The organism is Streptomonospora sediminis, assembly GCF_054778995.1.
Genome location: NZ_BAAGYZ010000005.1, coordinates 75,360 through 99,172, shown reverse-complemented (window position 1 = coordinate 99,172; position 23,813 = coordinate 75,360). Strand labels below are relative to the sequence as shown.

The window sequence follows — 23,813 nt, the reverse complement described above, 5'->3', positions numbered from 1 at the left end:
TGCGCGAGGCGGGCGAGGGCCGGTGAATGCGTTGCCACAGCGGCTCCGACCTCCAATCCCTTCGAATTCCCTTCGGGTTGCGGCGGCCCGCGGGTGTCCGCGTGGGGCCCCGCAAGCGGGCACAGTGGGAACAGCAACCCGGCCATGATGTCAGAACGCTCGTCCAGCGAGCAGCTCGGCCGCATAACCTGGAGCACTGCGGCCCATCTCGGGTGATGTCTGGTATGGCCATCGTCCATCACGGTACGGTGCATCGATGACCACGGGCGACACCATCGTCGCCCGACCCGGGCGAAGCGTTTCCCGGATCCCCCACCGTCCCGAGATGTGCGCGATGAGCAGTAGAGGAGGGGACCAATGCCCGAGGCCACGAGGGCGCCGGAGGAGCAGGACGCACAGCTCGACGAATTGCTCCGAGCGCTCTACAGCATGCGCGACGGCGATTTCAGTGTACGGCTGGCCTCTCGCGGCGAGGGCCGGTCGGGTGAGATCGCCTCCGTGTTCAACCAGGTGCTGGACCACTGCGAGCAGGTAAGCAGCGAGCTGCAGCGTGTCGGCGGTGTGGTCAGCACCGAAGGCCGACTCAACGAGCGTATCGCGGTAAGCCCGGCGCGGGGCGCCTGGGGCAAGAGCGTCCGCTCGCTGAACCAGTTGCTGGACGAGGTCAGCGAACCGGTGACCTCTGTCGCACAGGTGCTGGACTCGGTGGCCGGCGGCGACCTGTCGCAGCGGGTCGACCTCACCAGCCGGCACGGGTCGCTGCACGGCGACCTGCTGCGCCTGGCCACCTCGGTCAACCGCATGACCGACCAGATGAACGGTTTCACCAGCGAGGTCACCCGGGTGGCGCGCGAGGTCGGCACCGAGGGCAAGCTGGGCGGCAGCGGCAAGGTCGACGGCGTCTCCGGCGCCTGGCGCGAATGCACCGAGTCGGTCAACCAGATGGCTGCGCGGCTGACCGCGCAGGTGCGCAACATCTCCGAGGTCACCACAGCGGTCGCCGAGGGCGACTTGAGCCGCAAGGTGACCGTCGACGTCCAGGGCGAGATGCTCCAGCTGAAGGACACCGTGAACGGCATGGTGGACCAGCTGTCGACCTTTGCCGACGAGGTCACCGGCGTTGCGCGCGAGGTCGGCACCGAGGGCAAGCTGGGCGGCCGCGCCAATGTCAAGGGCGTCTCCGGCATCTGGAAGAACCTGACCGACAACGTCAATTCGATGGCCGACAACCTGACCAACCAGGTGCGCGACATCTCCCAGGTGACCACCGGGGTTGCGCGCGGCGATCTGAGCCGCAAGGTCACCGTTGACGTCCAGGGCGAGATGCTGCAGCTCAAGGACACGGTCAACACGATGGTCGACCAGCTCGACTCCTTCGCCGACGAGGTCACCCGGGTGGCGCGCGAAGTGGGCACCGAGGGCAAGCTGGGCGGCCGCGCCAACGTCAAGGGCGTGTCGGGGATCTGGAAGGACCTCACCGACAACGTCAACTCGATGGCCAACAGCCTGACCTACCAGGTACGCAACATCTCCCAGGTCACCACCGCGGTCGCCAGGGGCGACCTGTCCAAGAAGATCACGGTCGACGCCCAAGGCGAGATGCTCGACCTGAAGGACACGGTCAACACCATGGTCGACCAGCTGGAGTCCTTCGCCGACGAGGTCACCCGCATGGCCCGCGAGGTCGGTACCGAAGGCACCCTGGGCGGCCAGGCGCACGTGCGCGGGGTATCCGGCGTGTGGAAGGACCTCACCGACAACGTCAACTCCATGGCCAACAACCTGACCCACCAGGTGCGCCAGATCTCCGTCGTCACTCAGGCGGTCGCGCGCGGCGACCTCACCAAGAAGGTCACGGTCAACGCCAAGGGCGAGATCCTGGAGTTGAAGGACACCATAAACGTCATGGTGGACCAGCTGGAGTCCTTTGCCGACGAGGTCACGCGCATGGCGCGCGAGGTCGGTACCGAGGGCCAGCTGGGCGGGCGCGCCGACGTCAAGGGCGTCTCGGGCATCTGGAAGGACCTCACCGAGAACGTCAACTCGATGTCGCAGAACCTCACCACCCAGGTGCGCAATATCTCCCAGGTCACCTCGGCGGTCGCCAACGGCGATCTGAGCAAGAAGATCACGGTCGACGCCCAGGGGGAGATCCTGGAGTTGAAGGACACCGTGAACGTCATGGTCGACCAGCTCTCGGCGTTCGCCACCGAGGTCACCCGGGTCGCCCGCGAGGTCGGCAGTGAGGGCCAGCTCGGCGGGCAGGCCAAGGTCGACGGCGTGTCGGGCACCTGGAAGCAGCTGACCGACAGCGTCAACGAGCTGGCCGGCAACCTGACCACCCAGGTGCGCGCGATCGGCGAGGTCGCCAGCGCGGTCACCCGCGGCGACCTCACCCAGAACATCCAGGTCGACGCCCGCGGCGAGATGCAGAAGCTCAAGGACAACATCAACCTGATGGTGAGCAATCTGCGCGAGACCACCTCGGCCCAGCGCGACGAGGACTGGCTGAAGAGCAACCTGGCGCGGATCTCCGGGCGTATCCAGGGCCACCGCGACCTCAACGAGCTGGCCCGGCTGATCATGACCGAGGTCACGCCGCTGGTCGAGGCCCAGCACGGCGCCTGCTACCTGCCCGAAGAGAAGGACGACGAAGAGGTGTTCCTGCTCTTCGGCGGCTTCGGCTACCAGCCCGACGAGGACCGCCGCCGCGTGCGTTCGGGCACCGGTCTGGTCGGCGAGGTCATCGCGCAGAAGCGCGAAATGATCATCTACAACGTGCCGCCGGGCTACGTGCAGGTCGGCTCGGGCCTCGGCGCGGCCGAGCCGCTGACCATCGCGATCTTCCCGATCATCTCCGAAGGCCGGGTTTTGGGCGTGGTCGAGCTCGGTTCCTACGGGCGCTTCCGCGAGGTGCACCTGAGCTTCGTGCGCCAGCTGATGGCCCAGCTGGGCACCACGGTCAACACCATCCTGGCCAACTCCAAGACCGAGTACCTGCTGCTGCAGTCGCGCCAGCTCACCAACGCGCTGCAGGAACGCTCCAACGAGCTGCAGCGCCAGCAGGAGGAACTGCGCCGCAAGAACGCCGAGCTGCACAGCAAGGCCGGGCAGCTCGCGAGCCAGAACCGGGCGATCGAGCTGCAGAACCGGCAGATCGAGCGGGCGCGGCGCTCGCTGGAGGACCGCGCCCACCAGCTGCAGGTCTCGTCCAAGTACAAGTCCGAGTTCCTCGCGAACATGTCGCACGAGGTGCGCACACCGCTGAACAGCCTGCTCATCCTGGCGCGGCTGCTGGCCGACAACACCGAGCAGAACCTCACCGCCAAGCAGGTCGAGTTCGCCCAGACCATCCACAAGGCGGGCAACGAACTGCTCCAGCTCATCGACGAGATCCTGGACCTGGCCAAGGTCGAGGCCGGGCGGGCCGAGGTCCAGGCCGCCGACGTCTCCATCATCCAGTTGGTCGACTACGTCGAGGCGTCCTTCAGGCCGATGACCGCCGAGCGCGGCCTGGCGTTCGGTGTCGAGGTCTCCCCGGACATCCCGAGCTACCTGTGGACCGACGAGCAGCGGCTGCAGCAGATCCTGCGCAACCTGCTGTCCAACGCGGTGAAGTTCACCAACGCCGGCGAGGTCCGGCTGCTCATCGAGCCGGCCTGGGCGCTGGAGGACGCCGACCTCGACATGTTCGGCGAGAACGACGAGATCATCGCGTTCTCGGTCGCCGACACCGGCATCGGCATCCCCGACGACAAGCTGCAGGTCGTCTTCGAGGCGTTCCACCAGGGCGACGGCGGTACCAGCCGCCGCTTCGGCGGTACCGGACTGGGCCTGTCCATCAGCCAGAACTACGCGCGGCTGCTGGGCGGCGAAATCCGGGTGCAGAGCGTCTACGGCGAGGGCAGCACGTTCACCCTGCTGCTGCCGGTGCGGGTGCCCGAAGGCACGGCACAGCGTCAGCAGCAGTCGCTGGACTCCTCGCCCGAGCCGGTCACCGGCTCCCGCGCCGACATCGAACCGCTCACAGAGGTCGATGTGCAGATTCCCGACAGCCCTGCCGACCTGGGCAGGCTGGAGGAGATCGAGGCCGCCGCGGCCGAGTCCGAGACCGCACCCGAAACCGGCTCCGAGCCGGCGCCGGTACCCGTCCTGGCCGAGCAGCCGCCAACGGACGGCCAGGCCGAGAACGAGTCCGCCGGCGGGTCCGAGACCGGCGCGGAGCCCGATCCCGACCGCGATGCCGTACTGACCGGGCGCGAGGTGCTCATCGTCGACGACGACATCCGCAACGTGTTCGCGCTGACCAGCGCGCTGGAGGCGCACGGGCTGCGGGTGCACTACGCCGACAACGGCCACTCCGGCATCGAGAAACTGGAGGCCAACGAGAACGTCGAGCTGGTGCTGATGGACATCATGATGCCCGAGCTCGACGGCGACGCCACCACTCGCGCCATCCGCGAGATGCCGCAGTTCGCGGAGCTGCCGATCATCTCGCTCACCGCCAAGGCGATGCAGGGCGACCGCGAACGCAGCCTTGAGGCGGGCGCCACGGACTACGTGACCAAGCCGGTCAACCTCGACCACCTGCTGAACGTGATCCGCAGGTGGTTGGATGGCGGCGCCCCCCAGGACAGCCCGGACCAGGAGCAGGAGCAGTAAACGTGCCGCATAAGGCCAACATCCTCCTCGTGGACGACCGCGATGAGAACCTCACGGCCCTGGAGGCCATCCTCACCTCCTTGGACCAGAACCTGGTGCGCGCCACTTCGGGTGAGGAGGCACTGAAGGCGCTCCTCGAGGACGAGTTCGCGGTGATCCTGCTCGATGTCGTGATGCCGGGCATGGACGGTTTCGAAACCGCTTCCCACATCAAGCAGCGCGAGAAGACCAAGGACGTCCCGATCATCTTCCTCACCGGTGCCGGCATCGACCGGCACCGGGTGTTCCGCGGGTACGCGTCGCGGGCCATCGACTACCTGACCAAGCCGTTCGACCCGTGGGTGCTGCGGTCCAAGGTCGAGGTCTTTGTCGAGCTGCACCAGGTCAAGCAGCGGCTGCGCACCCAGTCGCAGATGCTGCAGCGCAACCTGGCCGCCGAGACCGGCGAGTCCGCGGTGCCGGTCTCGGCGCAGCTCTCGCGCCGGGTCTCCGAGATCAACACCAACCTGGAGTCGCTGCGGGAGCGGATCGTCACCGACGACTCCGACCCGCGCACGGTCGAGGCCGTGCGCGACCTCGACCGGTCGGTCGCCCAGCTCACCACCCTGGTCGACGCCATCCGCGGTCCCGAGCAGCGCGACCAGCAGCGCGACACCTCCGCGAAGTAGACCGCACCCGGCTGACCGGTGGCGGCCACCGGCCGGGTGCCCCGCGCCCGCGCCGCCGCGCACGGCGCGGGTCCGCCGCCGGGGCTGCGCAGCGCGGGTGAGTGCGGGGCCCGCGGAGTGTGCGGGATTGCGCGCCTGCGGGGCTTGCGGGCGGCCGGAGCCCCACCGCGCCGCAGCACAGCAGAACACGGGAACCGGGGCCGGGGCGGCGGCGTCCAAGTCAGCGAAGATCGGCCGCCGCAGGCGGCTGCCCGGGAAACCCCGGTACCCGGGGTCTCGTGTGTGCGACGACGGGTGATTCATCCCCGTTCGGGGCGGATGGCGCCCCGGCAGGAACACTCGTGCACGGCGCTGACCAGCGGGTCCCGGTGTTAATCGTGGTAGCTTGACCCGGTCTTTACGTCATTCCCGCCAGTTCAGCATGATTCGCCGCCACATAGCAGGGCCACTCGGTCACCCCGCGTCGGTTGATTCGCCCAGTTCGCCCGGTTCGCCAATGTGGTGCGGCGCGATCCAATTGCCCCCTCGGACCCATTGGAGCGACAACCGTGTCCCGTACGATGCCCCGCACGGCCTTCGGCTTCGCAGCCATCTGCCTCGGCCTGGGATTCAGCGCGGTGCCCGCTGCCGCCGGCACCCTCGAAGAGTCAACGGCCACCTACAGCTACACCTGCGATGACCAGGACGGCTCGTCCTCGGAGACGATGGACATCGAGGTGCGTGTCGCGGCGCCGGCCGAGGCCGAGGTCGGCCAGGAGATTACGTTCGAGATGCAGCCGAACGACTACAACTACTACTCCTACACCGACGGCGGCGAGATCACCGCGGGCACCCTCACCGCCGACGTCGCGCTGGGCGGCGCCGCAGCCCCGGCGCTGACCGCTTCGGCCTCCACCGAGGCCGCCGCGTCGTTCGGCTCCGAGAACGAGGAGACCTTCGACGAGAGCAAGCTGAGCGGCACCTTCACCCCCACCGCACCCGGCGAGGTGACCCTCGCGGCCGACGCCATCACCATCGACGTCGAGCAGAGCGCCGGCGACTCGACCACCATCTGCTCACCGGACACCGCCCCCGAGCCCCTGGCCACGGTCAACGTCACCGGCGAGGCAATGCCCTCCGAGGACCCGGCGGCCCAGGACGACCCCGGCACCGGTGCGACCGACGACCCCGCGGCTGCCGAGCCCGGCGACGACGGAATGCAGCCCCTGCTGATCGGCGGGGCGATCATCGGCGGCGTCCTGGTGATCGCAGGCATCGCGGCCATCGGCGGCATGATCTACCTGATGCGGCGCTAGTGTCCTGATCGATCGGTTTTTGTGATCCGCGCACCGCAGTGATCATGCGGAAATGCCCAGGTCCGGCGCCGGACCTGGACATTTCCGCAGGGTCGATGGGATCACCCCCGCAGAACTATGCGCCCCGGAGGGTACGCAACCGTCTGGTTGGTTAGCCTGTCCGCGAGCGGCCGATCGTCACTGTTCGCAATGGGGAGGAACACCCGTGACCACACCGGATACCGCACGCGCCGTCCACTTGGCCGCACGCCCGCAGGGCGAGCCCGGCCCGGAGAACTTCCGCGTCGTCGACGAACCCGTGGCCGATCCGGGGCCGGGCGAGATCCTCGTGCGCAACCGCTACATGTCCGTCGACCCCTACATGCGCAGCCGTATGCGGGACGCGAAGTCCTACGTGCCGCCCTTCGAGCTGAACCGGCCGATGGACGGTGCCGCTCTGGGCGAGGTGGTGGCCTCCCGGGCCGACGCGGTCGCCGGGGGCAGCCTGGTGATGCACAACCTGGGCTGGCGGGAGTACGCCACCCTGCCCGCCGACCAGGCCCAAGTGGTCGACCCCGGCCTGGTGCGGTCCGAGACCGACTACCTGGGCATCGCCGGCGGGACCGGGCTCTCCGCCTGGGTGGGCCTGTTCGACATCGCGCAGATGGCGCCCGGCGAGACGGTCTTCATCTCCGGCGCCGCAGGGGCCGTGGGCAGCACTGCCGGCCAGCTGGCCAAGCTGAAGGGCGCCGGCCGGGTGATCGGCAGCGCCGGCAGCAAGGCCAAGGTCGAGCACGTCCGCGACGTGCTCGGCTTCGATGCGGCGTTCGACTACCACGACGGTCCGGTGGCCGACCGGCTGGCCGAACTCGCGCCCGACGGCATCGACGTCTACTTCGACAACGTCGGCGGCGAGCACCTGGAGGCGGCCCTGCACAACATGCGCAACCACGGGCGGATCGCGCTGTGCGGGATGATCTCCCAGTACAACGCGACCGAACCGGCCCCGGGCCCGCGCGACATGTTCCAGGCGATCGCCCGCCGGGTCCGGATGCAGGGCTTCATCGTCTCCGACCACCTGGACCGCAGGCGCGCGTTCCTGGAGGACATCGGACCGTGGCTGGCCGAAGGGGCGATCAGAACGGACGAGACCTTCGCCGACGGCATCGAGAACGCGCCCGACGCGTTCCTGGGCATGATGCGCGGCCGCAACACGGGCAAGATGATCGTCCGCCTTTGACGTGCTTCATCCCCGGCCGCCCGTGCGCGCGGCTCAGGTCGGTTGCCGCGGCGGCAGGGCCAGGCCGATGTGTTCGCCGATCTCCTCGATGAGGCCCAGGTCGGCCAGGCGGAAGGTGCCGCGGTTGCTCCGGCGGATCAGGGTCAGGGCGCCGCGGACACCGCGGCTGCCTTTCAGCGGAACGCTCATCAGCGACCCCGCTCCCAGGGCGCTGAGGACCGGGGCACCATCGGCGCTCTGGCCGAGGGCGGTCTCGTCCTCGATGAGCTGGCTGAGGACCGACTTGCCGTTCTTGAGTACCTCGCGGGGGATGTCCGAGCGCAGCGGGTCGAGCGACTCGACCAGGGCCCGTTGGGCGTCCTCGCCGGCCGGGCCGGCCACGACCGCGCGGCGGGCCTGCTCGGCGCTGTCGGGCAGGTCGCAGACGTCGACGACCACCCAGTCGGCGTAGGAGTCGGCCAGTAGCGCGGCGGCGTCGTCCAGCGCCAGCGGGCGGCCCGCGCCGCCCGGCCCGGCGCTGCCCAGCAGCAGCCGCGTCATCCGCGTCAGCACATCCAGCCGCCGTGCCGCCAGCACCACGACCTGGTCCTCGACCTCGGGTTCCAGCGGCGCCGGGCCTTCGTCCTCGCCGCCCGCCAGCGGCGGCGACAACACGACCAGCACCAGGTGGGCGGCCTCGGTGGGCACCTCCAGGCGGGTCAGCGTCATGTGCACGTCCTCGGCCCACCCGCGCTGGGCCAGTCGCGACTCGAACGAGGCGGTCTCGCCGTTGCGCAGCACCGCCGCCAGCCGCGACCGCATCGCGGCACGGCGGCGCAGGTCGACGAAGTTGGCGAACGGCTTACCGGAAAGGTAGCCGCTGGAGCTGCCCAGGCGGTCGGCGCCGATGGCGTTGATGCGCCGGATGTAGCCCTCGTGGTCGAGCAGCACCACGGGCACGCTCAACTGGGTGAAGACCGCGCGCAGCACCGCCCGCTCGTCGTCGCCGTTGGACCGCCGCGGCGACGCGGACTCTGCGGCTGCGAGGCGCTGCCCGCAGTCCTGGAGCAGCTGTTCGGCGAAACCGAGCTCGGCCAGCGCCGCATCGGCGGTATCGGCGGAGTCGCGCGGGTAGGTCGTGTGCGTGCTGCGCAGAGCCGCCGCGCGAGCGCTCAGTTCGGCGATCTCGCGTTGCAGATCGGCGAGGTTCTCCGGCACGCTTCGGCTCCTGACACGGGACGGGCGCGGGCCGCCGGGCCACGTGCGCGAAGTCCGGCTCCTGCAATGACGCTAGCGCATGAATCAGGCGCGGTGAGATCGCGGTTACCGTGGAGTCACCCGGTCCGCCCGCCGCGCCCGCCCCGGCCGTCCGGGCATCGCAGGGCACCGGATGAGCAAAGGGGGGGACGAGCCTATGTGGGTCGATCGCCTCGCGCGCGAGATCGGAGCGCTCGGCCAGGCCGAGACCGCCACCCCGGAGCGCGCGCTGGACCGGATGAGCGCAGCCGCGGCCCGCGAGGTGCCGGGCTGTTCCGCGGCGCTCGTGGTGATCTGGCACGACGTGGCCCCCGGCGATGACCGCTCCGAGGAATCCGAGCAGGTCGCGGGCCGCCACGTCGTGGTCGACTACGGCGCCTCCCACTCCGACCTGGCCACGGCCTTCGAGCACCAGTACACGACCGACGAAGGCCCCACTGTCGAGGCCGTGCGGGAAATGCGCCCGGTGACGGTGGGCGATGTGCTGCGCGAGGAGCGCTGGCCCGCCTACACCAGCATGGCCGTGCAGTGCGGCGACCGGTCGTCGGTGACCTTCCCCTGCGAGCTGGAGGGCGAAGTGGTGACCTTCGGCGTGCACGCCGGCCGGGCCGACGCCTTCGACGCCGAGATGGTGACCCCGCTGATGGCGCTGCTGGCCGAGCACGCGGCCGTCGCACTGCACAGCGCCGACCGCTACACCGACGTCGCCCGCGAGGCCGCCCACATGCGCCGTGCGATGTCGGTGCGGGGGGTAATCGACCAGGCCAAGGGCATTGTGATGCACGCCCGCGGGTGCGACGCCGGCGAGGCGTTCGAGGAGCTGCGCCGGGTTGCCCAGCGCAACCGGATGAAGGTCGCCGAGGTCGCCCGCAGCCTGGTCGCCGAGCACGCCCACAGCAGCGGCCGCTAGCCCGGCGGCCCTTGCCGGCGGCACAAGGGTGGCGGCAAGCGGGCGGCGGCGGGGAACTGTGAAATGAAATCCGCACCGACCGCTGCGGCACTGTTCAGCGGTGCGGTTAATGTTGGCGGAACGCGGGCGGGCCTTCGCCTGCACCGGTGGCGCGAAGGGAACCGAAGCCCCTCCTCCGGCGTTGCCCACGAACGGGGCAGGACAGGATATGACCGCGGCGCGCAGCGCCTCCAGCAGGGACCAGGGATCGAGGAGCGTGACTGTGGCGACGGATATCCCGGTCCGGTCGGAGGGCGACGTCGTGGTGGTCGCCCCCGAGGGCGAACTGGACGCGGTCACCTCGCCCGGCCTCGCCGAGGTGCTGGAGGGCCTGCTGGCCGCCGACCCCCCGTGCCGGGGGATCGTGATCGATCTCTCCCGCGTGGGCTTCTGCGACTCCCGCTGCATCGGCGTGCTCGTCTCCGCCTACCGCCAGGCCCGCGACCAGGGCGTCGGCCTCGCAGTGGCGGCGCCGCAGCGCAGCGTGCTGCGGCTTTTCGTGATCGCAGGCATCGACCAGGTGCTGCGGATCGAGGAGGACACCGGCCACGCCGTCGAGACCGTGCTCGCCTGAGGTGTGCCGGAGCGCGCCCGCAGTACCTGCGCGCGCCGCCCGTCCGGATGGGTGCCGCCGCGCCCGGTCAGGCCCGGAAGTGCACGCGGACCAGTGAACCGCCCGCCCCGCCGTTGATCTCCATGAAGTCGCAGACCTGCCGGGTGATCCACAGGCCGTAACCGCGCGGGCTGACGGGGTCGGTCGGGTGGTAGCCGCTCAGCGGGTCGCGCAGGCGGCCGGCGCGGTCGAGCACATCGCAGACCACCCAGCCGGGGCTGCGCCACAGCGACAACGTGCCGGAACCGCCGCCGTGCTCGACCACGTTCGCGGCCAGCTCGTTGACCGCCAGCACCACATCGCCCAGCAGCCTTTCGGGTACCTCGGCCTTTGCCGCGAGTTCGGTGAGTGCGGTGCGCAGCGCCGCCAGGTCGGGGCCGATCTCCAGCCCGAACCGCTCACCCGCCGGCGGGGGCGGCACGGGCGCGGCATCGGGCGCGCCGAAGACCGACGGCTCGACATAGTCGGGGCTGGGGTGCTCGCCGCAGCGGGTCAGCAGCACCGGGTGGGTGCGCCGGACGTCGCGCCGCACTTGCTCGGACAGCACGCGGTCGTCGTGCAGGCACAGCAGGTGCAGCCGGGTGCCTGCCAGCGCGGTGGCCAGTACCGAGTCCAGCCGGTGCCATTCGCGCAGCCCGACCGGGTCGTCGGCGGGCAGCGGCGGCTCGCCCACCACGAGCACGGGCCGGGGATACCCGGTGCGGGCGCACCGGTGCAGCGCGGCCAGGGTGCGCCCGGGGGCGTCGTAGAACTCCTGGTGCTCCACGGCTTCCACGGCCGAGGTTTCGGCAGGCCCCAGGCCCGCCAGGAGGGCGGCGCGGGTGTGCGGGGCCGCCGCCAGCACGGTGCGCTCGCCGCGCTCCAGCGCCGAACGCACCACCGGAAGCACGCGGGCGCGCAGGTCGGCTGGAGCGGAGAAGAACGTCCCGCGGTGCTCGAAATCCGCGGTCTGCTCCGTACCGGTACCGGCCGACTCGGCGCGCGATGTCATGGCCTCCTCCCGGCAGCCCTCCCAGCCGCAGCCGGTATCACTGGCCAACCGGACCGGCCGTCGGCGCCCCCGCACAATTCCGGTGGCGGTGGACAACGGTCAGTGTGCATCATCACCCGCGGCGCAGGGGAGGTCGGCCTGCCGGCTGGGGCAGGCGCGCTGGTAGACGCGCTCGGTTTCGGCCGCCACCCGCTGCCAGGTGAACCGCGAGGCCGCGCGGTCGCTCCCGGCGATCCCGTAGGCGGTGGCCATGGTGGGTTCGGACGTGAGGCCGCGCACCGCCCGGGCCAGCGAGTCGGGGCGCGCGGTGCGCAGCAGCGTGCCGGTCGTGCCGTGCAGCACGGCCTCGTTGACGCTGCCCGCCCCGCGGGCCGCCACCGGCAGCCCGCAGGCCATGGCCTCCAGCACGGCCCCGCCGAAGGGCTCGTAGGCCGACCCGGAGACGTAGACGTCGGCGGAGCGCAGCAGGCGCGGCAGCTCCTTGCGGTCGACCGGGCCGGTGAGGCTGAGCCGGTCGTCGACGCCGAGTTCCTTGGCCAGCAGCTCCAGGCGCCGCGCGTCGTCGTTGAGCGGCAGTTCGACCTGCGCGGGGCCCGCCACGACGGTCAGTTCGGCATCCGGCAGCCGGCGCAGGGTGTGGATCAGCACCTCGGCGCCGCCGGCGGCCAGGTCGGTCACCGAGATGAGGCGGGTGCCGCCGTTCTTGCGCGGGCTCCAGATGTCGGTGGAGGTGCTGCCCTCGGTGCTGAAGTGGTCGGTGTCGACACCGAAGGGCACCACGCTGACACGGTCGCGGGGCAATCCCATGCGGGCGAGTTCGAAGCGCTGGTCGGCGGAGTTGACCGCGATGTGGTCGGCGCGGCCGGCGATCGCGGCCTCGATCCGGGCGCGGTCGGTGCGTTCGGGCAGGCCGGCGCGCTGTTCGGCGGCGTTGAGCGAGTGGAATGTCTGCACAATGGGCGGGGCCTCGCCGCCGGTTGCGGCGTGCTGCGCGGCCGACGCGGCGGCGAGCCCGCTCGTCCAGCCGAAGGCGTGCAGCACGTCGGGCGGGTCCTCGCCGAGCCGCTCGCCCAGCGCGGCGGCGAAGGCACCGGTGTGGTCGGCGGCGGAGCCTTCGTCGAGGTGGCGCTGGGGTCCGGCGGCCAGGTGCTCGACGGTGACGCCGCGGCCCATGCGGGAGCGTTCGGGGACATCGGGCGAGTGCCGGCGGGCGTAGACCGTCACGCGGTGGCCGAGTTTGGCCAGCTGGCGGGAGAGCGCGGCGATGTGCACGCTGTCGCCGCAGGTGGGTTCCCCGCGGTGGGCGGGGAGCGGGTTGGCGTGCTCGGCGACCATGGCGATTTTCACGTGTGACTCCTCATGGCGAGACGACGACCCGGTGCGAAGGCGGGTGCTGGGCCGCAGGGGTGCGGTGCCGCGGACAGCGCGGCGCCGCCGGGCGCGCAGCACCGCGGTGCGGACCTGCGCAGGGGGCGCAGGCGGCACGGCAGGCCGGGCACGCGGCGGGAATGGGTTGAGGGAAGGGGTTCCGAAGCAACACGGAAACGGGTAAAGCGGGCCAGACGCATGGAGATCACACCTTGGGCGTTCGCGGAAACGAAAAAAGCGCCCGCTGAACACAGGCGCAGTGCAACTGCGCCGCGGCGAGCGCGCGAACGTCGGTGTGTCTGCGTCTTAGACACCCAACGGGCCTGATTATGCCAGAGCGGGCGCTGCGCCAACAAGGCGGCGCTGACCTGCGCACCCGCGCGGGGGCGGCGTGCGGGCGGCGGATGCCCGCGACCGGGGCGCGTTTGGCCGGTGACCCCGCGGGCACAGTGGGCGACGGAAGTGTCCCTGTGATCGGCGAAGAGCGAGGAGCCCATGACTGCGCGCCCATCCCGGCACCTTGCCGCGGAGGCGCCCCCCGCGGGCACCGCGGCCCTCTGGGATCCCCTGCCGGGCTACACGCCGCGCGGCGCGCTGTGCGGGCGGCGCGCGCTGGTGGTCGGCGGCCTGGCCGGCGGCGGGCCCGGGCGCGCTGTGGCGGCGGTGCTGGCCAAGGAGGGCGCCGCCGTGGCGCTCGCCGATACCGCGGAACCGGCGGGCCGCGTCGCGGGCGCGCGGCCGGTGGCCCGGCAGCGCCTGGGCGACGATCCCGTGCTGCTGGCGGCGGGCCTGGTCTCGGCGCTGGGGGCGTGGTCGCTGCCGATCCACTGCGACCCGGCCAGCGAGAGCGGTGTCCGGGCGGCGACCGCCCACAGCGCGTTGGAGTTCGGCGCCGTCGACCTGATGGTGGTCTACGGTCCGGCCGCCCGGGCCGATGCCGCACCGGAGGGCTCGCTCCGACCGGCCGGAGCGCCCGGAGGTGTCGGAGGAACCGGCGTGGCCGGGGCGACCGGCGGCGGCCCCTCCGGCGGAGACCGGCTGGGCGCCGCCTTCGCCGCTCCCGGCACGCACCCGGGCCCTGTGCTTCGGGAGCGCGGTCTGAGCGGTGCGCTGCGCGCGGTGCGCGAGGCGCGGCCGTTCCTGAGCGAGGGCGCCGCTGCGGTGCTGCTGGGCGGCCGCAGCGCGCCGGGCGGCGCAGGTCTGGGCACCAGGGCGCAGGCGCGGTCGGTGCTGCGGGCACTCGCCGGATCGCTGCGCGGCCGGCAGGTGCGGTTGAACTGCCTGCTGCCCCTGCCGGCCGATACCGACGCGGCGGTCGCGGCCGCGGTCGCCGACCTCGCCGCCGGGAGCGGGCGCGCCGGCGACGCGGTCGGTGTGTCGCAGGTTCCGAAGCCGCCGCCGTGAGAAAACCCGAACGAATCAGAGGTGTTCATCGCGTCTTGCCGACGGATACTCGCCGAAGTGGCCGGGCTGCCCCTACGTTGGATGCGATGAACCGAGCGGGAACTGCGTATGAGTGCGTTTTCCGCCATGATGTACGCGGATTTTGACCACGATCAGCGGTCCCCCGGTACGGTTGCATGATCAACGCGCCGCGGCCTCCCCTAGGGCCGGGTGTCGGTTGCGACTGTTCGGCAGGTACTGCCGTTGAAACAGGAGGTAGGGCGTATGGGTGTCGCTGGTGGGGAAGTCACGGTCACAGCCCTCACACACCGGGGCGCTGTACGCTCGGCCAACGAGGACGCCGTGGTCATGGGCGCGCTCACCGTCGCCAGCGCCGACATGACTCTGCCGGTGCGGTGTGTGCTGCCGGTCAGCGAGCCGGTCATCCTGGCCGTCGCCGACGGTCTCGGCGGCCACGCGGCCGGCGAGATCGCCTCGGAGCACGCTGTGCACCGCATGGCCGAAATGAGCCCGCGGCTGGAGGGACCGGACGACGTCGATGTGCTGTTGAAGAACATCGACGAAGAGATCAAGGACCACGCGACCCAGCACACGGAGTTCTCCGGAATGGGCACGACGGTCGCCGGGCTGCTCCTCAACAGCGACGGCAACTACTGGTTCAACGTGGGCGACTCCCGCACATACCGGCTGGAGGGCACCCGGCTGCGCCAGCTCTCGCAGGACGACTCACCGCCGCTGCCCCCCTCGGATGACGGCAAGCCCGTCACTACGAACTTCATCACCCAGTCGCTGGGCGGCAGCGGTAGCACTGCGATGGTGCCGCACGTGGGGCGCGACCACGAGCCCGATCCCGGAACCTGGCTGATGTGCAGCGACGGCCTCTCCGACCTGGTGCCGCTGGAGGAGATGGAGCGCATCATGGCCGAGGCCGGCAGCGACGAAGGCGCGGTGCACGGGCTGTGGCAGGCGGCCATGGAGGCCGGGGGCCGCGACAACATCAGCATCCTGCTGGCCCGCCGCATGTGAGTCGGGCGGGCGGCCCCCCGCCCGCCCGAGCCTGCTCCGGTCGGCTCCCTCAGTCGGTGCGGTTCGGGCCGCCATCGCCGCTTCCGGGGCGGTTGCGCATCCGGATGACCAGGATGGCGATCAGCGCGATGACGGCGATGGCGCCGACCACGCCGGCGATCGGGCCCAACGGGCCCATGGACGACATCGGGTCGGCCGGGACCTCGGAAGCGGGGGACTCCCCGGTGTCCGCGGCGTCCGCACCGCCGTTGCCGTCGCTGCCGGCGGTTTCGCCGGCGGCGCCGGGCGAGGGGCTCGGTCCGGCGGCGGCATCCTCGGTGATGGAGAAGGCGAGCTCGTCCTCCAGCGTGTGGCCGTCCGACGAGACGATGCGGTAGGCGACGGTGTACTCGCCGGCTGCGGGCAGCTCCTGCAGCGCAACGGTGGCGTCGGGGCCGTCGATGGCGACCTCGCCGTCCTCGTGGTTCTCGCCGTCGGGGCCGGTCACCACGATGGCGTTGCCGCCGTCGCCGATGTCGTTGCTGAAGGTGAGTTCGACCTCTTCTGGAGCGGTGTCCAGCTCGGCTCCGTCCTCGGGTGAGGAGCCGATGAGGGTGTCGTGTGCGAGGGCGGCCGGTGCCGCGGCGGTCGAGACCAGCAGCGAACCCAGCAGCACGGCTGCGACGGCTGCCGCTCGCCGCACCGGTGACGGGCGCGCCTGCTGCACGCCGGGAGCGGACGCGGCGGGGGTGGCCAGGGTCGTCATCAACGGGGTCCCTTCGAAGGGCGGGGGATGGCCGTGTGCGGGCGCGGACGGGCGCAGCGGCGCGTGTCCGCGGAGTTGCGGAGCCCGCCGGCCGGGCTGGGCACACGCGGGCCCGCGGCGCAGCGCTCGCACCGCCGCGCGGGAGCGCCTGCGCAACCGGACGGGTCCGCAACGGGCCGCACGATTTCACAATCTAGCCGACAGCCCTCCACCTGTGAACGGGCGTCCGCCGCTACTCCGCCGGTCCGCCGGTCGGGGCCGGGACCGCGCCGGTCGGCTCGCGGGGACGAGCGGGCCGCCGCGGACCTGCCGGTACGGGAGGCTGCGGACACCGGGCGGGCGGAACGCGCCGGAACCGGGGGCTGGCGGCGCCGGTCCGCTAAGAAGCCAGGCGCAGCGGCCGGCTGCGCATGTAACGGCGGTCTTCGGGCGTGGTGCCGCCCCAGACGCCGTGCGGTTCGCCGGCGCGCAGTGCCCAGTTCAGGCACTCGGCGCGCACGGTGCAGGTGCGGCAGATGGCCTTGGCCAGTTCCGCATCGTGCTGCCCCGGGCCGGTTGTGCTGACGGGAAAGAAGAGTTCCGGGTCATACTGGCGGCATGCCCCCTGCTCGACCCAGTCCTCGCTGTCGTGGTAAAGGCGGTTCACCAGGAGCCTCCGTTCCCTGGCCGGTCCCCGCGCGGGACGGCGGCTGGCCGGGCGCCGCGCGGCGGACGTGTTTGGTCGCGAGGCGGAGGACGGCGGCCGACGCTCCATCGCGATGCGACCCATCGTAGTACTACCGGTGGTCGTACTACGAAAAGTCTGCCAAAGTTTTGTGCGGCGCTTCAAGACCCGCCTGCAGCACGGGGCCGGTTGCCGTGCCGCTGCCGGGTCGCGCCGGGCCGGTGGTGCGCTCGTTGCGCACCCGCTACCCCGAATCCGCACCGTCTCCCGCAGCGGTTGCCGTGCCCGCGCCGATGCCCTGACCGGCTGCGCAAAGCAGGTGCGCCGCGCGGGCCGCGGCCGTGTCCGGGGCGCGGGGCCGGTGCTCGTGCTGATGTGTCGCGAGGATTCATCCGAATTCGTGTGACTTAATGCACCCTTAAAATTGGGTGCGAGACCCCCTATGTTTGCCTGATAACAGGCACACTCTCCCCAGGCGGCCCACGCCGGTCCCCCCGCCGGAACGCTCCCGGACGGTGCCCCGAACCTCCTGGTGAGCATGGCGTGCGCGGCGGCGTCCGGAGCGCTCCGCAACCCCCCTCGCGGCGACGCAAAGTAACGACCGCGACAAAATAGACAGACCCTACCCGCTGAAACAACGCTGAAACACAGGGCGCTGGAAACCGGGAAACGCTGCTCAGGAACGTTCGCTATGTTCCATCGACGTGCCTGACCAACAGACCGACGACGAGACCAGCGCCGCGCTCGGCTCCGGGGATAAGCCCGCAGTAGTCGACGGAGCCGCGGCATCCGACGGCATCCGACTCTCGGAGCCGACCCTTGCCGACGGTCCGGACCTGTGGCGGCTGACCCGCGACTCCGGGCTCGACCTCAACTCGCCCTACGCCTACACGCTGTGGACCCGGGACTTCGCGGCCACCAGCGTCATCGCCCGCGACAGCGCCGGGCGGCCGCGCGGATTCGTCACCGGTTTCGTCCGGCCCGCCGCTCCGGACACCTACTTCCTTTGGCAGGTGGGTGTCGACCCGGAGTTCCGCGGACGGCGGCTGGCACGCCGCATGCTCGACCACGTCGGCGACCGGATCGCCGCGCAAGGGCTGCAGTACCTGGAGGCGACGGTGACACCCGGAAACACCGCCTCCCGCGCACTGTTCGCGTCCTTCGCGCGCTCCAGGCAATGCGGTGCCGTGTGGAGCCCGCTGTTCGCGCGTGAGCACTTCCCAGCTGATGAAAGCGAGGGGCACGAACCCGAAGACCTGGTCCGGATCGGCCCGCTGGGCCCTCCGGACACCGACCGGGACGCAACCGCCGGCCCGGCCGCTGATACCCGAGCCTGACCGACCCGACCCCCACGCGCCGTCCGGGCGCCCACCGAACTGGGGAAAGGACTCAAGGAACTCACGATGGAGATCTTCGAACGCCTCGAATCGGAAGTCCGCAGCTACTCCCGTAGTTGGCCGGCCGTCTTCAACGAGGCGCGGGGCAGCCACATCTACGATGAGTCGGGGCGCCCCTACCTCGACTTCTTCGCGGGTGCCGGCTCCCTCAACTACGGGCACAACAACCCCGAGTTGAAATCCAAACTCATCGACTACCTGATGAGCGACGCGATCGTGCACAGCCTCGACGCGTACTCGACCGCCAAGCGCGACTTCCTGTCGACCTTCGGCGAGACCATCCTCGAACCCCGCGGACTGGACTACAAGGTCCAGTTCCCCGGCCCTGCCGGCAACAACGCCGTCGAGGCGGCGCTGAAACTGGCCCGCAAGTACACCGGGCGCGAGACCGTCATCAGCTTCACCAACGGTTTCCACGGCATGACGCTGGGGGCGCTGGCCGTCACCGGCAACTCGATGAAGCGCGGCGGAGCGGGCGTTCCGCTCAGCCACTCGGCCACCATGCCCTTCGACAAGTACATGGACGGCCAGACGCCCGACTTCCTCTGGCTGCGCAGCCTGCTGGAGGACAGCGGCAGCGGTCTGGACGCGCCCGCAGCGGTGATCGTCGAGACCGTGCAGGGCGAGGGCGGCATCAACGTGGCCAGTGCCGAATGGCTGCGCGGCCTCCAGGAGGTCTGCCGCGAGAACGACATGCTGCTCATCGTCGACGACATCCAGATGGGCTGCGGCCGCACCGGCCCGTTCTTCAGCTTCGAGCACGCCGGCATCGAGCCCGACATCGTCACCCTGTCCAAGTCCATCAGCGGCTACGGGCTGCCGATGGCCCTCACGCTGTTCAAGCGCGAGCTGGACGTGTGGGAGCCCGGCGAGCACAACGGGACCTTCCGCGGGCCCAACCCCGCGTTCGTCACCGGCACCGCGGCGCTGCGCAACTTCTGGAGCGACGACGCCCTGCAGAAGGCCACCGAGGCCAAGGGCGGGCTCATCGAACGGCGGCTGCAGGCCGTCGCCGACGAGCTGGGTTCCGACGTGGCCCACGTGCGCGGCCGCGGCATGGCCCGCGGCCTGGTGCTGGAGCCCGAGGGCGCGGCCAAGGCGCTCAGCCGCGAGGCCTTTGAACGGGGCCTGCTGCTGGAGACCTCCGGTCCCGAGGACGAGGTGGCCAAGCTGCTGCCTGCCCTCACCACCACCGAGGAGGAGCTGGAGCAGGGGCTGGAGATCATCGCCGAGGCGGCCCGCGCCGCGGTGAAGACACCGCTGCCGGCCTGACGCGGTTGACCAGCACTGCTCAGCACCATTCGGCACTGGGCACGGGGGCCGAACCGCCCCACAATTGGCTGTGGAGGAACAACGGGGTCCCGGGCAGCCCGTCCGGGGCCCCGCCTTCGGCCGAAGCGAATCAGCAAGAGGAGTATGCACCTTGATCGTGCGCAGCATGAATGACGTCGACGGCACCGACGCCGACATCAGGACCGAGACCTGGCGCAGCCGCCGCGTCGTCCTGGCCAAGGACGGTGTGGGTTTCTCGTTCCACGAGACCGTTCTCTACGCCGGCACCGAGACCAGCATGTGGTACGCCAACCACATCGAACTCGTGCACTGCATCGAGGGCGAGGCCGAGGTCACCAACGACGAGACCGGCGAGACCCACCTGATCACGCCGGGGTCGTTGTACCTCCTCAACGGCCACGAGCACCACACCGTGCGGCCCAAGACGGACTTCCGCGTGCTGTGCGTGTTCAACCCGCCCGTCACCGGCCGCGAGGTCCACGACGAGAACGGTGTCTACCCCCTGCTGACCGAAAACGGTGAGCCCGCAGCCGAGTAGCGCCCGGCGGGGCGCGGCCGGCGCCGCGCCCCGCTGCACACCCCCGCACACCCCCTGGCGGCACCGAAGGCAAAGGACAACGACCGGAACCGAAGACGGCACCCAGACGCGGGCCCTGCAACCCGCGCGATAGGTAGAAAAGGAGCGAACCCTCTGTAGGGGTATGGCCATGACTGCGTTGACGACACAATTCGAGCAGCCGACCATGGACGACTACCCGACCCGCAAGGAGCAGGAGCCGGCCCTGCTCTACCGCAGGGACCCCGCGGTCTGGGGCGATGCGGCGAGCGGACCGATGGACGGCCCGGCGCTCTCGTCCTACGACGACAAGGGTTACCTGCAGATCGAGGCGCTGATCACCCCCGAGGAGCTGGAGACCTACCGGGGCGAGCTGGAGCGGCTCGGCAACGACGACCGGCTCAAGCAGGACGAGCGCGTCATCGTCGAACGGTCCAGCGACGAGGTGCGGTCCGTCTTCGAGGTCCACCGGATCAGCCCGGTGTTCGCCGAGTTGGTGCGCGATCCGCGCATCGTCGACCGCGCACGCCAAATCCTGGGATCCGACGTCTACGTCCACCAGAGCCGCGTGAACTCCAAGCCCGGTTTCTCCGGCACCGACTTCTTCTGGCACTCCGACTTCGAGACCTGGCACGCCGAGGACGGTATGCCGCGGATGCGCGCGGTGAGCATCTCCATCGCACTCACCGACAACTACGAGCACAACGGCTCGTTGATGATCATGCCCGGTTCGCACCGCACATTCGTCTCCTGCGTCGGCGAGACCCCCGACGACCACTACCGGCGGTCGCTGAAGAAGCAGGAGATCGGCACGCCCGACCAGGGCAGCCTGTCGATCCTGGCGGAGCGGCGCGGCATCGACGTGCTCACCGGGCCGGCCGGCGGGGCCATCATGTTCGACTCGAACTGCATGCACGGCTCCAACGGCAACATCACGCCATTCCCCCGCGCCAACGTGTTCGTGGTCTACAACAGCGTCGAGAACGCCTGTGAGGCCCCGTTCTCGGCGTCCAAGCCGCGGCCGCCGTTCCTGGCCGCCCGCGACTTCACCCCGGTGCAATAACCGGGCAATACGGAATCAATCAGGCGAAACTAAGACGTTCGTGGCCCGATTGTTACGGGGCCGGTCTCGGCCATGTATCGGGGTAACCAGTGCATAACGTGCTATTCCGCCGCCGTTAGCCCTGGCCGATCATGGGCACGGAAGCCGCAAAGGCGCCGGTTGGTGCCGGGCGACCCGCGTGACCGGGGGTACTGGAACGACCCGCTCCCTGACCACCGACCGGGACCGTTTCTGGGCCACGCATGTCCGTACCACCGCACGGCGCTCCTTGGCCGCGCGCGAGCGCGGGAGGGAGCGCCGCGCTGTCCCCCTCCCCTTAGTTTCGCGATGAGGAGAAATTGCAATGAGCAACAGCAGTCCCCTTGGTCGCCTAGGCCGCCGCGACATGCTCCGCGCCGGTGGCGTCACCGCTGCTGCACTGGCCGCCGGACCCGGGCTGGCCGCGTGCTCCCGCACCGAGCCCGCCGAAGGCCAATCCCTGCTGGAGAGCCTGCGCGAGCAGGGCTTCATCCGCGCGGCGATCAACAACGAGCCGCCGTTCGGCTTCATCGACGACGACGGGGAGGTCACCGGCGAGGCACCCGAGCTGCTGCGGGCCATCGCCAAGGAGATGGGCATCGACTCCATCCAGGCCGAGTCGGTCAGCTGGGACGGGCTGATCCCCGGCCTGAAAGCCGGCCGCTTCGACGTCGTCGCCGCCGGCATGTACATCACCCCGGAGCGCTGCCAGGAGGTCGCCTTCGCCGAGCCCGACTACAAGGTGCTGCAGGCGTTCATGGTGCCCAAGGGCAACCCGCACAACCTGGAAACCTTCGACACCATCGCGGAGAACTCCGACGTCAAGGTCGCCGTGCTCAACGCCTCGGTCGAGCAGAACTACGCCGAGGGAGCCGGGGTTACCAAGAAGCAGATGACCCTGGGCGACAACGCCGTGAGCATGATCGAGCTGCTGGAGAACGGCCGCGTCGACGCCGTGGCGCTGAGCACCTTCTCGCTCAACTACCAGCTTGAGCAGCGCGGCATGGGCGACGAGTACGAGGTCACCGAAGGCTTCACCCCCGTGATCGACGGCGAGGAGGTCAAGCCCGCCGGCGGATTCGCCTTCCGCAAGGAGAACAAGGAACTGCTCACGGAGTTCAACAAGGTCCTGGCCGACTTCAAGGAGAGCGGCCGGCTGCTGGAGATCGGCGAAGAGTTCGGTTTCGACGAGACAGCGCAGCCGGGCGACCTCACCACCGAGGAACTCTGCTCCGAGTGAAGGGCTAGGTCGAGGTTAATCCGTGGAATTCTTCCTCAACAGGTTCCCGCTCTATTTGGACGGGGCCCTGGTCACGCTGATGCTCACCGTGCTGGGCTCGCTGCTGGCGTTCGTCCTGGCGATGGCGGCCGGCATTCTGGGCACCCTGCGCAATCCGGTGGCCCGCGGTATCGCGACGTTCTACACCGAGACGTTCCGGGGCGTGGCAGCCCTAGTGCTCATGTTCTGGTTCGTCTACGCAATCCCGCAGATCACCGTCTACGAGCTCGACCCGCATTTCGCCGCGGTGCTGGCCCTGGGGCTGAACGTCGGCGCCTACGGTGCCGAAGTGGTGCGGGCCGCGATCAACGCGGTGCCCCGGACGCAGACCGAGGCCACCATCGCACTGAACATGCCCTGGGCGCGGCGGATGTGGCTGGTGCTGCTGCCGCAGGCCTGGGCGCAGATGCTGCCGACCTTCGGCAACCTGATCATCGAGCTGATGAAGGCCTCTGCGATCGTCTCGCTGGTCGGGGTCAGCGACATCACCCGCATCGCCGAGGAGCAGCGCGCCTCCACCGGTGACACGATCCTCGCCTTCGGCGGCGCCCTGGTGATGTACTTCGTCATCGCCCAGGTGCTGATCTTCGGCATGCGGCTACTGGAGCGCCAGGCCAACCGGCGCCTGGGCCGGGCACCGGCCTCAGGCGGCGGGGTGCTCGCGCTCCTGCGGCCGCCGGCGCCCCGAACGAGTGTGGGGGTGGCCAAATGACCTGGGACTGGGACTTTGCGGTCCAGATCATTCCCCGCATCCTCGAAGGCCTGCTCGTCACCGTGCAGGCGACGGTCATCGGCTATGCCGTAGCCCTGGTACTGGGGCTGTTCGTGGCGGTCCTGCGGCGCCTCAAGGGCATCGGGCCGGTGGTCTTCGCGGTCTTCGAGTTCATCCGGACCACGCCGCTGCTGGTGCAGCTGCTGTTCGTGTTCTTCCTGGCGCCGCCGAGCGTCACGCCGCTGATGGTCGGCATCACGGTGATGGGCGTGCACTACGCGTCCTACACCGCCGAGGTCTACCGCTCCGGGATCGAGGGCGTCGCCAAGGGGCAGTGGGAGGCGTGCCGCGCGCTGAGCCTGCCGCCTGCGCGGGTGTGGGGCGCGGTGGTACTGCCCCAGGCCATCCGCAAGGTCATCCCCGCCCTGGGCAACTACCTCATCTCGATGTTCAAGGACACGCCGTTCCTGTTCGCCATTACCGTGCCGGAGATGATGTTCCAGGCGCAGTCCATCGGCACCGAGTCCTTCCGCAGCATGGAGGCCTACACCCTGGTGGGCGTGTTCTTCCTGGCCGTGAGCGTGCCTTCCGCGGTCATCATCCGACGTCTGGAGCGCCGTTTTGCAGCAGTCTGAGAGCAGTAAGCACAGCACGG

At 70.4% G+C, this 23,813-nt stretch carries 20 protein-coding genes; 15 read left to right on the top strand and 5 right to left on the bottom strand.

What is annotated here, in order from left to right; translation table 11 throughout:
• The first annotated feature begins 357 nt into the window (after window positions 1–357).
• The 4 genes from ACYVD5_RS01070 to ACYVD5_RS01055 all read left to right on the top strand — a co-directional run bounded on the left by ACYVD5_RS01070 (window position 358) and on the right by ACYVD5_RS01055 (window position 7,844).
• Entirely contained in the window at window positions 358–4,662 is a 4,305-nt protein-coding gene (locus ACYVD5_RS01070; RefSeq protein ID WP_460998932.1) for a HAMP domain-containing protein, read from the top strand.
• 2 nt (window positions 4,663–4,664) lie between these two features.
• On the top strand, window positions 4,665–5,330 hold the full coding sequence (locus tag ACYVD5_RS01065; RefSeq protein WP_460998931.1) for a response regulator: 666 nt from the start codon (window positions 4,665–4,667) through the stop codon (window positions 5,328–5,330).
• 548 nt (window positions 5,331–5,878) lie between these two features.
• Window positions 5,879–6,625, top strand: coding sequence for a hypothetical protein (locus ACYVD5_RS01060; protein WP_460998930.1), 747 nt, complete (start codon window positions 5,879–5,881; stop codon window positions 6,623–6,625).
• 205 nt (window positions 6,626–6,830) lie between these two features.
• Window positions 6,831–7,844: an NADP-dependent oxidoreductase gene (locus tag ACYVD5_RS01055; protein WP_460998929.1), complete on the top strand. Its 1,014-nt coding sequence runs from the start codon at window positions 6,831–6,833 to the stop codon at window positions 7,842–7,844.
• 33 nt (window positions 7,845–7,877) lie between these two features.
• Here the strand turns inward: ACYVD5_RS01055 and ACYVD5_RS01050 are convergent, their stop codons facing one another.
• On the bottom strand, window positions 7,878–9,041 hold the full coding sequence (locus tag ACYVD5_RS01050) for a GAF domain-containing protein (RefSeq protein ID WP_460998928.1): 1,164 nt from the start codon (window positions 9,039–9,041) through the stop codon (window positions 7,878–7,880).
• Between the two features lie 196 nt (window positions 9,042–9,237).
• On the opposite strand from ACYVD5_RS01050, the gene ACYVD5_RS01045 reads away from it, so the two are divergent.
• Window positions 9,238–9,990, top strand: a complete 753-nt coding sequence (locus tag ACYVD5_RS01045) for an ANTAR domain-containing protein (protein WP_460998927.1) — start codon at window positions 9,238–9,240, stop codon at window positions 9,988–9,990.
• 262 nt (window positions 9,991–10,252) lie between these two features.
• Window positions 10,253–10,603, top strand: a complete 351-nt coding sequence (locus tag ACYVD5_RS01040) for an STAS domain-containing protein (RefSeq protein ID WP_460999242.1) — start codon at window positions 10,253–10,255, stop codon at window positions 10,601–10,603.
• A gap of 67 nt (window positions 10,604–10,670) precedes the next feature.
• Here the strand turns inward: ACYVD5_RS01040 and ACYVD5_RS01035 are convergent, their stop codons facing one another.
• Together ACYVD5_RS01035 and ACYVD5_RS01030 are read right to left on the bottom strand one after the other, a co-directional pair.
• Window positions 10,671–11,633: an anti-sigma factor RsbA family regulatory protein gene (locus tag ACYVD5_RS01035; RefSeq protein ID WP_460998926.1), complete on the bottom strand. Its 963-nt coding sequence runs from the start codon at window positions 11,631–11,633 to the stop codon at window positions 10,671–10,673.
• 99 nt (window positions 11,634–11,732) lie between these two features.
• Window positions 11,733–12,980, bottom strand: a complete 1,248-nt coding sequence (locus ACYVD5_RS01030) for a glycosyltransferase (RefSeq protein ID WP_460998925.1) — start codon at window positions 12,978–12,980, stop codon at window positions 11,733–11,735.
• Between the two features lie 516 nt (window positions 12,981–13,496).
• On the opposite strand from ACYVD5_RS01030, the gene ACYVD5_RS01025 reads away from it, so the two are divergent.
• Together ACYVD5_RS01025 and ACYVD5_RS01020 are read left to right on the top strand one after the other, a co-directional pair.
• The gene (locus tag ACYVD5_RS01025) at window positions 13,497–14,405 is read left to right on the top strand and encodes a hypothetical protein (RefSeq protein WP_460998924.1); all 909 of its coding nucleotides are present in this window, start codon (window positions 13,497–13,499) and stop codon (window positions 14,403–14,405) included.
• A 264-nt stretch (window positions 14,406–14,669) separates the two neighbouring features.
• Window positions 14,670–15,431 carry a PP2C family protein-serine/threonine phosphatase gene (locus ACYVD5_RS01020; RefSeq protein WP_460998923.1) on the top strand — a complete coding sequence of 254 codons (762 nt, stop codon included), beginning with the start codon at window positions 14,670–14,672 and terminating at the stop codon, window positions 15,429–15,431.
• A gap of 49 nt (window positions 15,432–15,480) precedes the next feature.
• On the opposite strand, the gene ACYVD5_RS01015 is transcribed toward ACYVD5_RS01020, so the two are convergent.
• Both ACYVD5_RS01015 and ACYVD5_RS01010 read right to left on the bottom strand, forming a co-directional pair.
• On the bottom strand, window positions 15,481–16,176 hold the full coding sequence (locus ACYVD5_RS01015; protein ID WP_460998922.1) for a copper resistance CopC family protein: 696 nt from the start codon (window positions 16,174–16,176) through the stop codon (window positions 15,481–15,483).
• A 379-nt stretch (window positions 16,177–16,555) separates the two neighbouring features.
• Window positions 16,556–16,822, bottom strand: a complete 267-nt coding sequence (locus tag ACYVD5_RS01010) for a WhiB family transcriptional regulator (RefSeq protein ID WP_460998921.1) — start codon at window positions 16,820–16,822, stop codon at window positions 16,556–16,558.
• A gap of 722 nt (window positions 16,823–17,544) precedes the next feature.
• Between ACYVD5_RS01010 and ectA the strand changes: the two genes are divergently transcribed.
• The 7 genes from ectA (at window position 17,545) to ehuD (ending at window position 23,793) form a co-directional block, all read left to right on the top strand.
• Entirely contained in the window at window positions 17,545–18,177 is a 633-nt protein-coding gene (ectA, locus tag ACYVD5_RS01005) for a diaminobutyrate acetyltransferase (protein WP_460998920.1), read from the top strand.
• Window positions 18,178–18,243: 66 nt separating this feature from the next.
• The gene (ectB, locus tag ACYVD5_RS01000; RefSeq protein ID WP_460998919.1) at window positions 18,244–19,509 is read left to right on the top strand and encodes a diaminobutyrate--2-oxoglutarate transaminase; all 1,266 of its coding nucleotides are present in this window, start codon (window positions 18,244–18,246) and stop codon (window positions 19,507–19,509) included.
• A gap of 151 nt (window positions 19,510–19,660) precedes the next feature.
• Complete coding sequence (locus ACYVD5_RS00995) at window positions 19,661–20,068, top strand: ectoine synthase (RefSeq protein WP_460998918.1); 408 nt, start codon at window positions 19,661–19,663, stop codon at window positions 20,066–20,068.
• 205 nt (window positions 20,069–20,273) lie between these two features.
• On the top strand, window positions 20,274–21,149 hold the full coding sequence (gene thpD / locus ACYVD5_RS00990) for an ectoine hydroxylase (protein WP_460999241.1): 876 nt from the start codon (window positions 20,274–20,276) through the stop codon (window positions 21,147–21,149).
• Window positions 21,150–21,492: 343 nt separating this feature from the next.
• A complete protein-coding gene (gene ehuB, locus ACYVD5_RS00985; protein ID WP_460998917.1) occupies window positions 21,493–22,407 on the top strand; it encodes an ectoine/hydroxyectoine ABC transporter substrate-binding protein EhuB in 915 nt (304 codons plus the stop codon).
• Window positions 22,408–22,429: 22 nt separating this feature from the next.
• Window positions 22,430–23,158, top strand: a complete 729-nt coding sequence (ehuC, locus tag ACYVD5_RS00980; protein WP_460998916.1) for an ectoine/hydroxyectoine ABC transporter permease subunit EhuC — start codon at window positions 22,430–22,432, stop codon at window positions 23,156–23,158.
• Window positions 23,155–23,793: an ectoine/hydroxyectoine ABC transporter permease subunit EhuD gene (gene ehuD / locus ACYVD5_RS00975; RefSeq protein ID WP_460998915.1), complete on the top strand. Its 639-nt coding sequence runs from the start codon at window positions 23,155–23,157 to the stop codon at window positions 23,791–23,793. The genes ehuC and ehuD overlap by 4 nt, the downstream gene beginning before the upstream one ends.
• The last annotated feature ends 20 nt before the right edge of the window (window positions 23,794–23,813 follow it).